General features: G+C 61.7%; 14 protein-coding genes. All 14 read left to right on the forward strand.

Going from position 1 to position 15,751, the window contains the following annotated elements; genetic code table 11:
- Positions 1 to 148 precede the first annotated feature (148 nt).
- From mraZ to ftsA, 14 genes are read left to right on the forward strand one after another with little or no spacing between them, the layout of a single operon-like run.
- Complete coding sequence (mraZ, locus tag Q8X48_RS00485; RefSeq protein ID WP_007917012.1) at positions 149 to 604, forward strand: division/cell wall cluster transcriptional repressor MraZ; 456 nt, start codon at positions 149 to 151, stop codon at positions 602 to 604.
- The gene (gene rsmH / locus Q8X48_RS00490; RefSeq protein WP_407799139.1) at positions 601 to 1,548 is read left to right on the forward strand and encodes a 16S rRNA (cytosine(1402)-N(4))-methyltransferase RsmH; all 948 of its coding nucleotides are present in this window, start codon (positions 601 to 603) and stop codon (positions 1,546 to 1,548) included. The genes mraZ and rsmH overlap by 4 nt, the downstream gene beginning before the upstream one ends.
- Complete coding sequence (gene ftsL / locus Q8X48_RS00495) at positions 1,545 to 1,838, forward strand: cell division protein FtsL (RefSeq protein ID WP_007998257.1); 294 nt, start codon at positions 1,545 to 1,547, stop codon at positions 1,836 to 1,838. The genes rsmH and ftsL overlap by 4 nt, the downstream gene beginning before the upstream one ends.
- Positions 1,838 to 3,577: a peptidoglycan D,D-transpeptidase FtsI family protein gene (locus Q8X48_RS00500; protein ID WP_193601783.1), complete on the forward strand. Its 1,740-nt coding sequence runs from the start codon at positions 1,838 to 1,840 to the stop codon at positions 3,575 to 3,577. The genes ftsL and Q8X48_RS00500 overlap by 1 nt, the downstream gene beginning before the upstream one ends.
- Entirely contained in the window at positions 3,577 to 5,040 is a 1,464-nt protein-coding gene (locus Q8X48_RS00505; protein WP_407799140.1) for a UDP-N-acetylmuramoyl-L-alanyl-D-glutamate--2,6-diaminopimelate ligase, read from the forward strand. The genes Q8X48_RS00500 and Q8X48_RS00505 overlap by 1 nt, the downstream gene beginning before the upstream one ends.
- Positions 5,033 to 6,400, forward strand: coding sequence for a UDP-N-acetylmuramoyl-tripeptide--D-alanyl-D-alanine ligase (locus Q8X48_RS00510; protein WP_407799142.1), 1,368 nt, complete (start codon positions 5,033 to 5,035; stop codon positions 6,398 to 6,400). Before Q8X48_RS00505 ends, Q8X48_RS00510 begins: the two co-directional genes overlap by 8 nt.
- Entirely contained in the window at positions 6,400 to 7,482 is a 1,083-nt protein-coding gene (mraY, locus tag Q8X48_RS00515) for a phospho-N-acetylmuramoyl-pentapeptide-transferase (protein WP_015096766.1), read from the forward strand. Before Q8X48_RS00510 ends, mraY begins: the two co-directional genes overlap by 1 nt.
- Before the next feature lie 6 nt (positions 7,483 to 7,488).
- Positions 7,489 to 8,835, forward strand: a complete 1,347-nt coding sequence (murD, locus tag Q8X48_RS00520; protein ID WP_407799143.1) for a UDP-N-acetylmuramoyl-L-alanine--D-glutamate ligase — start codon at positions 7,489 to 7,491, stop codon at positions 8,833 to 8,835.
- Complete coding sequence (gene ftsW, locus Q8X48_RS00525) at positions 8,832 to 10,049, forward strand: putative lipid II flippase FtsW (protein WP_095965532.1); 1,218 nt, start codon at positions 8,832 to 8,834, stop codon at positions 10,047 to 10,049. The genes murD and ftsW overlap by 4 nt, the downstream gene beginning before the upstream one ends.
- A complete protein-coding gene (gene murG / locus Q8X48_RS00530) occupies positions 10,039 to 11,109 on the forward strand; it encodes an undecaprenyldiphospho-muramoylpentapeptide beta-N-acetylglucosaminyltransferase (RefSeq protein WP_407799144.1) in 1,071 nt (356 codons plus the stop codon). The genes ftsW and murG overlap by 11 nt, the downstream gene beginning before the upstream one ends.
- Positions 11,102 to 12,562, forward strand: coding sequence for a UDP-N-acetylmuramate--L-alanine ligase (gene murC, locus Q8X48_RS00535; RefSeq protein ID WP_046041927.1), 1,461 nt, complete (start codon positions 11,102 to 11,104; stop codon positions 12,560 to 12,562). Before murG ends, murC begins: the two co-directional genes overlap by 8 nt.
- Positions 12,559 to 13,542: a D-alanine--D-alanine ligase gene (locus Q8X48_RS00540; RefSeq protein ID WP_126047472.1), complete on the forward strand. Its 984-nt coding sequence runs from the start codon at positions 12,559 to 12,561 to the stop codon at positions 13,540 to 13,542. Before murC ends, Q8X48_RS00540 begins: the two co-directional genes overlap by 4 nt.
- Positions 13,543 to 13,546: 4 nt before the next feature.
- On the forward strand, positions 13,547 to 14,413 hold the full coding sequence (locus tag Q8X48_RS00545) for a cell division protein FtsQ/DivIB (RefSeq protein WP_015096761.1): 867 nt from the start codon (positions 13,547 to 13,549) through the stop codon (positions 14,411 to 14,413).
- Positions 14,414 to 14,428: 15 nt separating this feature from the next.
- Positions 14,429 to 15,688: a cell division protein FtsA gene (gene ftsA, locus Q8X48_RS00550; RefSeq protein ID WP_007972611.1), complete on the forward strand. Its 1,260-nt coding sequence runs from the start codon at positions 14,429 to 14,431 to the stop codon at positions 15,686 to 15,688.
- The last annotated feature ends 63 nt before the right edge of the window (positions 15,689 to 15,751 follow it).

Genomic DNA, 15,751 nt, shown 5'->3' on the forward strand with positions numbered 1-15,751 from the left:
ATCCTAAATCTCAGTTCTGTAAGGGTTTTCCTTTAATCCGCGCCTTGACGGTGTGGTGGGCGCATTCCTATAGTGTGCGTAAGTGGCGGAAAGTGGCATGAAGTGGGTTTTTTGAACTCAAAACGCTAGAATTTGGAGAAACGCTGACGTGTTTCGCGGAGCCAACGCTATCAGTCTCGATGCAAAGGGCCGTCTCGCAATGCCGAGCCGGTACCGTGACGAGCTTGATTCGCGTAGTTCCGGTCAATTGATCGTGACAATTGATGCCGTTGATCCTTGTTTGTGTGTTTACCCCCTCGATGAGTGGGAAATTATTGAAACTAAACTGCGCGCACTGCCTTCGCTTCGCGAAGAGAACCGCCGCCTGCAACGTTTACTGATTGGTAATGCCGTCGATCTCGAGCTCGATGGCAGTGGTCGTTTTCTGGTTCCGCCGCGTCTTCGTGAATATGCCAAGTTGGATAAGCGCGCGATGTTGGTAGGCCAGCTGAACAAGTTCCAATTGTGGGACGAGGATGCCTGGAACGCGGTTTCTGCCGCTGACCTGGCTGCTATTCAACAACCGGGCGCGATGCCTGATGAACTGCGTGATTTGATCCTGTGACTATTGATAGCGGCTTTAACCACATCACCGTACTGCTTGACGAAGCCGTCGAGGCTCTCGCCGTACGTCCTGATGGTTGCTATCTGGACGGCACGTTCGGGCGCGGCGGGCACAGCCGGTTGATCCTCAGCCAGCTCGGTCCCGATGGTCGCTTGCTCGGATTCGACAAGGATCCACAAGCGATTGCCACCGGGCAGACGCTAGCGGCCGAAGACGGCCGCTTTGTCGTTGTGCAGCGCAGCTTTGCCGAGCTCGGTTCGGAAGTCACCGAGCGCGGTCTGGCCGGCAAGGTCAGCGGCGTTCTGCTGGATCTGGGCGTGTCTTCGCCACAGCTCGACGACCCTGAGCGCGGTTTCAGCTTCCTCAACGACGGCCCGCTGGACATGCGCATGGATCCGTCCCGTGGCATCAGCGCCGCCGAATTCGTCAACACCGCTCCTGTGGAAGAAATCGCCCGGGTGTTCAAGGAATACGGCGAAGAGCGTTTCTCCGGCCGCATGGCCCGTGCCGTGGCCGAGCGCCGCGACATCAAGCCATTCGAGCGCACCGGTGACCTGGCAGAAGTCCTGAAGGTCGCCAACCCGGCATGGGAAAAGGGCAAGAACCCCGCAACCCGCGCATTTCAGGGCCTGCGCATTCACGTCAACAACGAACTGGGTGATCTGGAAACCGGCCTCGAAGCCGCGTTGGAGTGCCTGGAAGTGGGCGGTCGCCTGGTGGTGATCAGCTTCCACTCGCTGGAAGACCGTATCGTCAAACTGTTCATGCGCAAGCTGGTGAAAGGCGAAGCCGACAACCTGCCGCGCAACCTGCCGGTTCGGCATGTCGCCTTCGAACCGAAAATCAAAGTCCATGGCAAAGCGCAGACGGCCTCTGACGCCGAACTCAAAGCCAACCCACGTTCGCGAAGCGCAGTCATGCGTGTGGCGGAGAAGCTGCGGTGAGCAAGCTTTTCGCCAAGCCATTGCCCGGCGGAAGCTTCTTCATGCTGCTGCTGTTTGTCGGCGTGCTCGTTTCGGCCATCGGCGTGTCCTACAGCGCGCACTGGAACCGTCAGCTATTGAATTCGCTGTACAACGAATTGAGCGTGCGCGACAAGGCGCAGGCAGAGTGGGGGCGGTTGATTCTGGAGCAGAGCACCTGGACCGCCCACAGCCGTATCGAGGTGCTGGCCACCGAACAATTGAAAATGCACATCCCCGGTGCCGCTGACGTGAAGATGGTGGCGCCATGATGAAACTCGAAGGTGCACTCTTTCCTTGGCGGTTCCGCCTGGTGCTGGGCTTGCTCGGCATCATGGTGGCCGCGATTGCCTGGCGCATCATCGATTTGCAAGTGGTCGACCGTGCCTTCCTTAAAGGTCAGGGCGATGCCCGTAGTGTTCGTCATATTCCGATTCCGGCTCACCGTGGCCTGATCACCGACCGTAACGGCGAGCCTTTGGCCGTGAGTACTCCGGTCACCACCCTTTGGGCCAATGCCAAGGAAATGCAAACGGCCAAAGAGAAGTGGCCGGCACTGGCGGCTGCCTTGGGGCAGGACCCGAAAGCCCTGGCCGAACGACTCGAAGCCCAGGCCAACAAAGAATTCATCTATCTGGTGCGCGGGCTGACCCCGGAGCAGGGCCAGGCTGTGCTCGATCTGAAAGTGCCGGGTGTTTATGGCATCGAAGAGTTCCGGCGCTTTTATCCTGCCGGCGAAGTCACCGCCCATATGGTCGGGTTTACCGACATTGACGATCACGGTCGTGAAGGCGTCGAACTGGCCTACGACGAATGGCTGGCCGGGGTTCCCGGCAAGCGTCAGGTGATCAAGGACCGGCGCGGCCGGCTGATCAAGGATGTCCAGGTCACCAAAAACGCCAAGGCCGGCAAGCCCTTGGCGTTGTCCATTGACCTGCGCCTGCAATACCTGGCCAACCGCGAATTGCGCAACGCGATCATCGAGAACGGCGCCAAGGCCGGCAGCCTGGTGATCATGGACGTGAAGACCGGCGAGATTCTCGCGATGGTCAACCAGCCGACCTATAACCCGAACAACCGTCGCAGCCTGCAACCGGCGATGATGCGTAACCGCGCGATGATCGACGTGTTCGAGCCGGGTTCGACGATGAAAGCGATCTCGATGAGCGCCGCCATCGAAACCGGTCGCTGGAAACCGAGCGACACCGTCGAGGTGTATCCGGGCTCCTTGCAGATTGGCAAGTACACCATCAAGGACGTTTCCAAGACCGAAGGCCCGGTGCTCGACCTGACCGGCATCCTGATCAACTCCAGTAACGTCGGGATGAGCAAGGTCGCGTTCGATATCGGCGGCGAAACCATTTTCCGTCTGGCGCAGAAACTCGGTCTCGGCCAGGACACCGGCCTGGGCTTCCCGGGTGAACGCGTTGGCAACCTGCCGAATTATCGCGAATGGCGTAAGGCGGAAACCGCCACGCTGTCCTATGGCTACGGTATTTCCGTGACCGCGATCCAGTTGGTCCACGCCTTCTCGGCCCTGGCCAACAACGGCCGCCTCGCGCCGCTGACCCTGATCAAGACCGACAAGGCACCGCAAACCACAGAGGTATTGCCAGAAGCTGTCGCGAAAACCATGCAAACCATGCTGCAACAAGTGATCGAAGCCCCGCGCGGTGTGTTCCGTGCGCAGGTGCCGGCGTATCACGTGGGTGGCAAGTCGGGTACTGCGCGTAAAACCTCGGTTGGCACCAAGGGTTACGCCGAGAACTCCTACCGTTCGCTGTTCGCCGGTTTCGGCCCGATGAGCGATCCACGCTACGCCATCGTGGTCGTAATCGATGAACCGACCAAAGCCGGCTACTTCGGTGGCCTGGTCTCCGCGCCGGTGTTCAGCCGCGTGATGTCGGGCACCCTGCGCCTGATGAACATCACCCCGGACAACCTGCCACCTACTCAACAAGCGAACGCAACACCGGTCGTTCCGCTGAAAGCCAATGGAGGGCGTGGCTGATGTCTCTGAGCCTGAACAAAATTTTCCCTCACGCCGGCCACGATCTACTGATTCGCGAGCTCGCCCTGGACAGCCGCAACGTGCGAGCGGGCGATCTGTTCCTCGCCGTGCCGGGCGGGAAATTCGATGGGCGTGCGCACATTGCCGACGCTTTGCAACGCGGCGCGGCTGCGGTGGCCTATGAGGTGGAGGGTGCCACTGTGCTGCCAATCACCGAGGTTCCCTTGATTCCGGTCAAAGGGCTGGCCGCTCAGTTGTCGGACATCGCCGGACGTTTTTATGGCGAGCCAAGCCATCATCTGAACCTGATCGGCGTGACCGGCACCAACGGCAAAACCAGTGTCACTCAACTGGTTGCCCAGGCGCTGGATCTGCTTGGTCAGCATTGCGGCATCGTCGGCACCCTCGGTTGCGGTTTCTATGGTGCATTGGAAAGCGGCCTGCACACCACGCCGAACCCGATTGCCATGCAGGCGACGCTGGGCGACCTGAAAAAGGCTGGTGCCAAAGCCGTGGCGATGGAAGTTTCTTCCCATGGTCTGGACCAGGGCCGCGTGACGGCACTGGCCTTCGACGTGGCGGTGATGACCAACCTGTCTCGCGATCATCTGGATTACCACGGCACCATGCAGGCCTACGGTGAAGCCAAGGCCAGGCTGTTCGCCTGGAACGAACTGAAATGCCGGGTGGTTAACCTCGACGACGACTTCGGGCGGCAACTGGCTGCTGAAAAACGTGAATCGCGATTGATCACCTACAGCCTGCTCGACAGCAGTGCCTACCTCTATTGTCGTGAAGCGCAGTTCGACGACGAAGGCGTGCGCGCCACGCTGGTCACGCCGCAGGGTGAACACCATCTACGCAGTACCTTGCTCGGCCGTTTCAACCTGAGCAACGTGCTTGCAGCGGTTGGCGCCTTGCTTGGCCTGGATTACGCACTGGACGAAATTCTCAAGGTGCTGCCGAAGCTCGAAGGCCCGGCCGGTCGCATGCAGCGCCTCGGCGGCGGCACTCAACCACTGGTGGTAGTCGATTACGCCCACACCCCGGATGCCCTGGAAAAAGTCCTGACGGCCCTGCGTCCACACGCCAAGGGTCGGTTGCTGTGCCTGTTCGGCTGTGGCGGTGACCGCGATCGCGGCAAGCGTCCGTTGATGGCCGAAGTTGTCGAGCGCCTGGCCGATGGCGTGCTGGTGACCGATGACAACCCGCGCACTGAAGATCCATCGGTGATTTTCGATGACATCCGCGCCGGTTTCACGGCTGTGGATAAAGTGGAGTTCGTTGCCGGTCGTGGTCAGGCGATTGCCCGCCTGATCGCCAGTGCCTCGGTGGATGACGTGATTGTCCTGGCCGGCAAAGGTCACGAGGACTATCAGGAAATCAACGGCGAGCGTCATGCCTTTTCCGATCTGGTCGAGGCCGATCATGCCTTGACCGCATGGGAGGTGGCCCATGCTTAAGGCCTTGCAACTGAGCGAGCTGACCGGCGCGCTGAATGCTCGCCTGGTGTCGACCGATGCCAGTTTCGACGGCGTCAGCATCGACAGCCGCGCCATCAAGCCGGGTCAGCTGTTTATTGCCCTGACCGGTCCGCGCTTCGATGGTCATGATTATCTGAATGAAGTCGCTGCCAAGGGCGCCGTGGCCGCGCTGGTCGAGCGCGAAGTCGCCGGCAGCACACTGCCGCAGTTACTGGTCAGCGATACTCGTCAGGCACTCGGGCAGTTGGGTGCGCTCAATCGCGCCGCCTACACCCATCCGGTCGCGGCCGTCACCGGTTCGAGCGGCAAGACCACGGTCAAGGAAATGCTTGCGAGCATCCTGCGCACCCGTGGCCCGGTACTGGCGACCCGTGGCAACCTGAACAACGATCTCGGTGTGCCGCTGACCCTGCTCGAACTGGCACCGGAGCATGCAGCGGCAGTGATCGAACTCGGTGCTTCGCGCCTTGGCGAAATTGCCTACACCGTTGGCCTGACCAAGCCGCACGTGGCCATTCTCAACAATGCCGGGACCGCCCACGTTGGCGAGTTTGGTGGTCCGGAAAAAATCGTCGAGGCCAAGGGCGAGATCATCGAAGGGCTGGAGGCCGATGGCGTCGCAGTGCTCAATCTCGACGACAAGGCATTCGGAATCTGGAAGACGCGTGCCGGTGCTCGCAAGGTGCTGACGTTTGCATTGAGCAACACCAGTGCCGATTTCTACGCCAGTGACCTGGCCACCGATGCCCGTGGCTGCCCGGCATTCAATCTGCACAGCCCTGAAGGTGTAGAGCGCGTTCAACTGAACCTGCTCGGCACCCATAACGTCGCCAATGCCATGGCCGCCGCCGCTGCCGCCCATGCCCTGGGTGTGTCGCTGTTCGGTATCGCCACCGGTCTTGGTGCGGTGCAACCGGTCAAGGGCCGCACCGTCGCGCAATTGGCCAGCAATGGCATGCGCGTGATCGATGACACTTACAACGCCAACCCCACCTCCATGTGCGCTGCCGTTGATATACTGGCCGGCTTTTCCGGTCGCACCGTCCTGGTGCTCGGGGATATCGGCGAGTTGGGCGAATGGGCGGAGCAGGGGCACCGCGACGTGGGCGAGTACGCCCGTGGCAAGGTTTGCGCGCTGTACGCCGTCGGGCCAATGATGGCTCACGCCGTGAAGGCATTCGGTCCAGAGGCTTTTCACTTCAGCACGCAGGCTGAACTGATCAATGCCCTGGGCGCCGAGCAAGACACAAACACCACCATTTTGATCAAGGGGTCGCGCAGCGCTGCGATGGAAAACGTCGTCGCCGCCTTGTGCGGGTCCAGCCTGGAGAAACATTAATGCTGCTGCTGCTAGCGGAGTATCTGCAACAGTTCTACAAAGGCTTCGCGGTCTTCCAGTACCTGACCCTGCGCGGGATTCTCGGTGTACTGACCGCGCTGGTCTTGTCGCTGTGCTACGGCCCGTGGATGATCCGCACTTTGCAGAACCGTCAGATCGGTCAATCCGTTCGCAATGACGGCCCGCAGTCGCACCTGTCCAAGTCGGGCACACCGACCATGGGCGGTGCGCTGATCCTGTCGTCCATCGGCGTCAGCACCCTGCTTTGGGCTGACTTGAGCAACCGTTACGTCTGGGTCGTACTGCTGGTGACCTTGCTGTTCGGCGCCATCGGCTGGGTCGACGACTACCGCAAGGTGATCGAGAAAAACTCCCGTGGCTTGCCAAGCCGCTGGAAGTATTTCTGGCAATCGGTGTTCGGCCTGGGCGCGGCGATCTTCCTTTACATGACTGCCGCCACGCCGGTGGAAACCACGCTGATCCTGCCGATGCTCAAGGACTACAGCATTCCACTGGGCGCAGGCTTCATCGTCCTCACCTATTTCGTGATTGTCGGTTCGAGCAACGCGGTCAACCTGACCGACGGCCTCGACGGCCTGGCGATCATGCCGACGGTGATGGTGGGCGGCGGCCTGGGCATTTTCTGCTACCTGTCGGGTAACGTGAAGTTCGCCGAATACCTGCTGATTCCCTATGTACCGGGCGCGGGCGAACTGATCGTGTTCTGCGGCGCACTGATTGGCGCCGGTCTGGGCTTCCTGTGGTTCAACACCTATCCGGCACAAGTCTTCATGGGTGACGTCGGCGCACTGGCGCTGGGCGCGGCCCTGGGCACCATCGCGGTGATCGTCCGTCAGGAAATCGTCCTGTTCATCATGGGCGGCGTGTTCGTGATGGAAACCCTGTCAGTCGTCATTCAGGTCGCCTCTTTTAAACTGACCGGTCGCCGCGTATTCCGCATGGCGCCCATTCACCACCACTTTGAACTCAAGGGTTGGCCTGAACCACGAGTGATCGTCCGTTTCTGGATCATCACCGTGATTCTCGTGCTGATCGGCCTTGCCACCCTGAAGCTGAGGTAGAAACTCGTGTCTCTGATCGCTTCTGACCACTTCCGCATCGTTGTCGGCCTCGGCAAGAGCGGCATGTCCCTGGTTCGCTTCCTGGCGAACCGGGGCGTGGCGTTTGCCGTGGCCGATACGCGGGAAAATCCACCGGAACTGGCCACGCTCAAGCGTGACTATCCGCACGTGGAAGTGCGTTGTGGCGAGCTGGACGTCGAATTCCTGTGCCGCGCCGACGAGCTCTACGTGAGCCCCGGCCTGGCGCTGGCGACCCCGGCCCTGCAGGCTGCCGCCGTACGTGGCGTGAAATTGTCCGGTGACATCGAGCTGTTCGCGCGTAACGCGAAGGCGCCGATCGTGGCCATCAGCGGTTCCAACGCGAAAAGCACCGTCACCACCCTGGTCGGCGAAATGGCAGCGGCGGCGGGCAAGCGCGTTGCCGTCGGTGGCAACCTCGGTACACCGGCTCTGGATCTGCTGCGCGATGACGTTGAGCTGTACGTGATGGAGTTGTCGAGTTTCCAGCTGGAGACCACCGATCAACTCAACGCCGAAGTGGCGACCGTGCTCAACGTCAGCGAAGACCACATGGACCGTTACAGCGGTCTGCCGGCCTATCACCTGGCCAAGCACCGGATCTTCCGTGGTGCCAGACAGTTTGTTGTCAATCGCCAGGATGCCCTGAGCCGTCCGTTGATGGGTGAGGGCCAACCGTGCTGGACCTTCGGTCTGAGCAAACCGGACTTCAAAGCCTTCGGCATCCGTGAAGAAGACGGCGAGAAATACCTGGCCTTCGAATTCCAGAACCTGATGCCGGTGCGTGAGTTGAAGATTCGTGGCGCCCACAACCAGTCCAACGCCTTGGCGGCCCTGGCCTTGGGCCATGCGGTCGGCCTGCCGTTCGATGCCATGCTGTCGAGCCTGCGCACCTTCGCCGGTCTCGAGCATCGCTGCCAATGGGTCCGCGACCTTGATGGCGTGGGTTACTACAACGACTCCAAGGCCACCAACGTCGGCGCCGCGCTGGCCGCCATCGAAGGCCTGGGCACGGACATCGACGGCAAGGTCGTGCTGATCGCCGGTGGTGACGGCAAGGGTGCCGAGTTCAAGGACCTGCGCGATCCGGTAGCGGCCAACTGCCGCGCCGTGGTGTTGATGGGCCGCGACTCGGACAAGATCGGCGACGCCATTGGCGACGCCGTTCCGCTGATCCGCGTCGCTTCCCTGGTCGAAGCCGTCGAACAATGCCGCGCCGCCGCCCAGCCGGGCGACGTAGTGCTGCTGTCGCCAGCCTGCGCCAGCTTCGACATGTTCAAGAACTATGAAGACCGTGGCCACCAGTTCGTCCAAGCCGTGGAGGATCTGGCATGAGCCTCAAAGGCATCATCAAGCCGTATCCATCGCCGCTCATCACCGGGCGCGGTATCGACCTCGACTTCCCGATGCTCGCCGGTTGCCTGACGCTGCTCGGCCTGGGCCTGATCATGATTGCCTCGGCATCCACCGAAGTGGCGGCCGTGCAGTCGGGCAGCGCGCTGTATTACATGATCCGCCACCTTATTTACGTGGTGCTGGGCCTGGGTGCCTGCATCGTCACCATGATGATCCCGATCGCCACCTGGCAGCGCCTGGGCTGGCTGATGTTGCTGGGTGCGTTCGGCTTGCTGATCATGGTGATCATTCCGGGTATTGGCCGTGAGGTTAACGGCTCCATGCGCTGGATCGGCTTCAGTTTCTTCAACGTCCAGCCTTCCGAGATCGCCAAGGTGTTCGTGGTGATCTACCTCGCCGGTTATCTGGTGCGCCGCCAGAAGGAAGTGCGTGAAAGCTGGATGGGCTTCTTCAAGCCGTTCATCGTGCTGTTGCCGATGGCGGGCCTTCTGCTGATGGAGCCGGACTTCGGTGCCACGGTCGTGATGATGGGGGCCGCGGCGGCGATGCTGTTCCTTGGCGGCGTCGGGCTGTTCCGTTTTTCCCTGATGGTGGTCCTGGCCGTCGGCGCGGTGGTGCTGTTGATTCAAATGCAGCCGTATCGGATGGCGCGCCTGACCAACTTCGCCGATCCGTGGGCCGACCAGTTCGGTGCCGGTTATCAGTTGTCCCAGGCATTGATCGCTTTCGGCCGCGGCGAATGGCTGGGCGTTGGCCTGGGCAACAGCGTGCAGAAACAGTTCTACCTGCCTGAGGCCCACACTGACTTCGTGTTCTCGGTCCTGGCCGAAGAGCTGGGCGCGGTGGGTTCGTTGTGCACCGTGGCACTGTTTGTCTTCGTGTGTATTCGTGGCATGTACATCGGACTGTGGGCCGAGAAGGCCAAGCAGTTCTTCGCCGCCTATGTTGCCTACGGCCTGTCGTTCCTGTGGATCGGCCAGTTCCTGATCAACATCGGCGTGAACGTCGGCCTGTTGCCGACCAAGGGTCTGACCCTGCCGTTCCTCAGTTACGGCGGCAGTTCGTTGGTGATCTGCTGTGCCTGTCTCGGCTTGTTGCTGCGCATCGAGTGGGAAAGTCGAACCCACCTGGGCAGCGAGGAGATGGAGTTCCATGAGAGCGACTTCGCCGAGGAGCCGCACCATGGGCGCTAACGTGATGATCATGGCCGGCGGCACTGGGGGCCACGTGTTCCCGGCGCTGGCCTGTGCCCGCGAATTCCAGGCGCGCGGCTATACCGTGCACTGGCTCGGTACCCCGCGTGGCATCGAGAACGATCTGGTGCCGGCAGCCGGCATCGAACTGCACCGGATCAACGCCAGCGGTCTGCGGGGCAAGGGCAAATTGTCCCTGCTCAAGGCACCGTTCATGTTGTTCAAGTCGGTCTGGCAGGCACGGACGATCATTCGCCGTCTGCAACCGGTCTGCGTCGTGGGCTTTGGTGGCTTTGTGACCGGCCCTGGCGGTGTCGCAGCCAAACTGGCCGGCGTGCCGGTGATCGTTCATGAACAGAACGCCGTGGCCGGTACCGCCAATCGGTTGCTGGTGCCGTTGGCCGCCCGAGTCTGTGAAGCGTTCCCCGACACCTTTACCCTGTCGGACAGCCGCCGGACCACCGGTAACCCGGTGCGCACCGAGCTGTTCCTCGAGACATCGCGACCTGCCCTGGTCGGTCGCAAGGCGCGTTTGCTGATCCTTGGCGGAAGCCTTGGCGCAGAACCGTTGAACAAGTTGCTGCCTGAAGCCCTGTCGCAAGTCGCTGCCGATTTGCGTCCGGAAGTGTTCCATCAGGCCGGCAAAAACCACGATGAAGTGACTGCAGAGCGCTATCGCGCGGCTGGCGTCGAGGCGCAGGTGCAGCCCTTCATCAAAGACATGGCCCAAGCCTACAGCTGGGCCGACCTGGTGGTTTGTCGCGCAGGCGCGCTGACCATCAGTGAACTGGCCGCCGCCGGTCTGCCCTCGATGCTGGTGCCTTTGCCCCATGCCATCGACGATCACCAGACCCGCAACGCCGAATATTTGGCCCGTGAAGGCGCAGCTTTCCTGATGCCACAAAGAACGACTGGTGCAGCGGATCTTGCCGCTCGCCTGACAGAGGTCCTGATGCAACCACAACGACTCAACGAAATGGCTACCGCGGCACGCCGCCTCGCCAAACCCGATGCCACCCGTAACGTCGTCGATAGCTGCCTGGAGGTGGCCCATGGTTGAGAGTCAGAAAGCCATGCCACAACCGGAAATGCGCCGCATCCGTCGCATCCACTTCGTCGGTATCGGCGGTGTGGGCATGTGCGGGATTGCCGAAGTGCTGCTGAACCTGGGTTATGCCGTGTCCGGCTCCGACCTGAAGGCGTCCCCGGTCACCGAGCGCCTGGAATCCTTCGGGGCGCAGATCTTCATCGGCCACCGCGCCGAGAACGCCGCTGCCGCCGACGTGCTGGTGGTGTCGAGCGCGGTGAACACGTCCAACCCGGAAGTCGCAACCGCGCTGGAGCGCCGTATTCCGGTGGTGCCGCGTGCAGAAATGCTGGCTGAGCTGATGCGTTATCGTCACGGTATCGCCGTTGCCGGTACCCACGGCAAAACCACCACCACCAGCCTGATCGCCTCGGTGTTCGCCGCCGGTGGCCTGGACCCGACGTTCGTCATCGGTGGCCGCCTGAATGCCGCGGGCACCAATGCCCAGCTTGGCACCAGCCGCTACCTGATCGCCGAAGCCGACGAAAGCGACGCCAGCTTCCTGCACTTGCAGCCGCTGGTGGCCGTGGTCACCAACATCGACGCCGATCACATGGCGACCTACGACGGTGACTTCAACAAGCTGAAGAAAACCTTCGTCGAATTCCTGCACAATCTGCCGTTTTACGGTCTGGCGGTGGTGTGTCTGGACGATCCGGTGGTGCGTGAAATCCTCCCGCAGGTCAAGCGTCCGACTGTGACCTATGGCTTCGGCGAAGACTGCGACGTGCGTGCCATCAACGTGCGCCAGCAGGGCATGCAGACTTTCTTCACTGTGCTGCGCCCTGACCGCGAGCCGCTGGATGTGTCGGTGAACATGCCGGGCAACCACAACGTATTGAACGCACTGGCAACCATCTGCATCGCCACCGACGAAGGCGTCAGCGATGAAGCCATCGTCCAGGGCCTGTCCGGCTTCCAGGGTGTTGGCCGACGCTTCCAGGTCTATGGCGAACTGCCGGTGGACGGCGGCAACGTGATGCTGGTCGACGACTACGGTCACCACCCGACCGAAGTCGCGGCCGTGATCAAGGCCGTACGCGGTGGCTGGCCGGAGCGCCGCCTGGTGATGGTCTACCAGCCACACCGTTACAGCCGCACCCGTGACCTGTACGACGATTTCGTCAATGTGCTGGCCGACGCCAACGTGCTGCTGCTGATGGAGGTCTATCCGGCCGGCGAAGAGCCGATTCCGGGTGCCGACAGCCGCAAACTGTGCAACAGCATCCGTCAGCGTGGCCAGCTCGATCCGATCTACATCGAGCGTGGTGTCGACCTCGCGCCAGTGGTCAAGCCGCTGCTGCGTGCCGGCGACATCCTGCTGTGCCAGGGCGCCGGTGATATCGGCGGTCTCGCACCAAAACTGTTGAAAAGCGAGTTGTTCGCCGGTGCCGTTGCCGCACCGGAGAAGGGGACGTTGAAATGACTGCTGCCTACGCCAACCTGTTCTCCACGATCGCGCCGAAAGACTTCGGCCGCGTCGCCGTGCTGTTCGGCGGCAAGAGTGCCGAGCGCGAGGTGTCCCTGAAGTCGGGCAACGCGGTTCTCGACGCGCTGCTAAGCGCCGGTGTCGACGCGTTCGGCCTCGACGTGGGCGATGACCTGCTGCAGCGTCTGCAGAGCGAAAAGATCGACCGCGCCTTCATCATTCTCCACGGTCGTGGCGGTGAAGACGGCAGCATGCAGGGCCTGCTCGAATGCCTGGGCATTCCGTACACCGGCAGCGGCATCCTGGCGTCGGCCCTGGCGATGGACAAACTGCGCACCAAGCAGGTCTGGCACAGCCTGGGCATTCCGACGCCACGTCACGCAGTCCTTTGCAGCGAGGCCGATTGTATTTCGGCAGCGACGGAACTGGGCTTCCCTTTGATCGTCAAACCGGCCCATGAAGGTTCAAGTATCGGTATGGCCAAAGTGAGTTCCGCGTCCGAATTGATCGACGCATGGAAAGCGGCCAGTACCTACGATTCGCAAGTGTTGGTCGAGCAATGGATTCACGGTCCGGAGTTCACCATCGCCACTCTGCGTGACCAGGTGTTGCCTCCGATTGCCCTGGGCACGACGCACAGCTTCTACGACTACGACGCCAAGTACATCGCCAACGATACCCAGTACCGCATTCCATGCGGTCTGGACAGCGCCAAGGAACAGGAACTCATGGAACTCACGGCGAAAGCCTGTGAAGCGCTGGGTATCGCCGGTTGGGGCAGGGCAGACGTGATGCAGGACGCCGAAGGGCAGTTCTGGTTCCTGGAAGTCAACACCGCACCGGGCATGACCGATCACAGCCTGGTGCCGATGGCGGCCCGTGCCGCCGGTCTGGATTTCCAGCAACTGGTGCTGGCGATTCTGGCCGAGAGTGTTGCCGGCAATGCTGCCGGTCACCAAGAGTCGACGAGAGGTTAAGGCCATGCAAGGCGCCCAGCTCAGACATCAGCCTCCCGCACCCGGCCGCAAGCCGGTGCCACGGGGTGCCAGCCGAATGGTGGCCAAAGAGCCGATGTCCGCGCGCCTGCCGAAAGCCAACTTCGGTTTTCTCAAAGCGTTGTTCTGGCCGGTGCTGCTGGTGGCCTTGGGGTTCGGTACTTACGAAGGCGCGACACGCTTGTTGCCGTATGCCGACCGGCCGATCTCCAGGATCAACGTGCAGGGCGACCTGAGTTACATCAGCCAGCAAGCGGTGCAGCAGCGGATCGCCCCGTACGTGGCGTCGAGCTTCTTCACCATCGACCTGGCGAGCATGCGTACCGAGCTTGAAACGATGCCATGGATTGCCCACGCCGAAGTGCGTCGGGTGTGGCCGGATCAAGTGGTGATCCGCCTGGAAGAACAACTGCCGGTGGCCCGTTGGGGTGACGAATCGCTGTTGAACAACCAGGGCCAGGCCTTCACCCCGCGCGAGCTGGCGAACTACGAACACTTGCCTCAGCTGTTCGGCCCGCAGCGGGCCCAGCAGCAGGTGATGCAGCAATACCAGGTGTTGAGTCAGATGCTCCGGCCTCTGGGCTTCTCGATTGCACGCCTGGAGTTGCGTGAACGCGGCAGCTGGTTCCTGACCACCGGACCCGGCAGTGCCGGCCCGGGGATCGAACTGCTGCTCGGACGCGGCAACCAGGTGGAAAAGATGCGCCGCTTCATCGCCATCTATGACAAGACGCTCAAAGAACAGATTACGAACATTGCGCGCATCGATCTGCGCTACGCCAACGGCCTCGCCGTTGGCTGGCGGGAACCTGTAGCGCCCACGGCAGCCCAACCCGCTGTCGCGAAGAATTAAGAAGAGGCAGGACCCATGGCAAACGTGCAAAGCGGCAAAATGATCGTCGGTCTCGATATCGGCACCTCCAAGGTGGTGGCGCTGGTAGGCGAGGTCGCGGACGACGGCACGCTGGAAATCGTCGGGATCGGTACCCATCCGTCCCGTGGCCTGAAAAAAGGCGTGGTGGTGAATATCGAATCCACCGTGCAATCGATCCAGCGCGCCATCGAAGAAGCGCAGTTGATGGCCGGTTGCCGCATTCACTCGGCATTCGTCGGCGTGGCCGGCAATCACATCCGCAGCCTGAACTCCCACGGCATCGTGGCGATTCGTGATCGCGAAGTCAGTTCTGCCGACCTCGAACGCGTGCTCGACGCTGCCCAGGCCGTGGCGATCCCGGCTGACCAGCGCGTGCTGCACACCTTGCCGCAAGACTACGTGATCGATAACCAGGAAGGCGTCCGCGAGCCGCTGGGCATGTCCGGCGTGCGTCTGGAAGCCAAGGTCCACGTGGTCACCTGCGCCGTCAATGCCGCGCAGAACATCGAAAAATGCGTGCGTCGCTGCGGCCTGGAAATCGACGACATCATTCTCGAGCAGCTGGCTTCCGCCTACTCGGTGCTGACCGACGACGAGAAAGAGCTGGGCGTGTGCCTGGTGGACATCGGTGGCGGTACCACCGACATCGCGATCTTCACCGAAGGTGCGATCCGTCACACCGCGGTCATCCCGATTGCCGGTGACCAGGTGACCAACGACATCGCCATGGCGTTGCGCACTCCGACCCAGTACGCCGAAGAAATCAAGATTCGCTACGCCTGCGCCCTGGCCAAACTGGCCGGTGCCGGTGAAACCATCAAGGTGCCAAGTGTTGGCGACCGTCCGCCACGCGAACTGTCCCGCCAGGCCCTGGCCGAAGTGGTCGAGCCGCGCTACGACGAACTGTTCACGCTGATCCAGGCCGAACTGCGCCGCAGCGGCTACGAAGATCTGATCCCGGCCGGCATCGTGCTGACCGGCGGTACCGCGAAGATGGAAGGCGCTACCGAGCTGGCCGAGGAAATCTTCCACATGCCGGTGCGCCTGGGCGTACCGCATGGCGTGAAAGGTCTGGATGACGTAGTACGCAACCCGATCTATTCCACCGGCGTCGGCCTGTTGATGTACGGCCTGCAGAAGCAGTCCGACGGCATCTCGTTCTCGGGCATCGGCAGCCGCGACAGCTACAGCAACGAAGAGCCACAGGCTCCGCTGCTGGACCGCCTGAAGAAGTGGGTCCAGGGCAATTTCTGAAGATTTACCGCAACACCGTTACACCGAAGCACGCAGTAGGCGAAAAAACTAGAGAATGTAAAG

Source organism: Pseudomonas sp. QLc11A, from assembly GCF_052112305.1.
Taxonomy (GTDB): Bacteria; Pseudomonadota; Gammaproteobacteria; order Pseudomonadales; family Pseudomonadaceae; genus Aquipseudomonas; species Aquipseudomonas laurylsulfatiphila.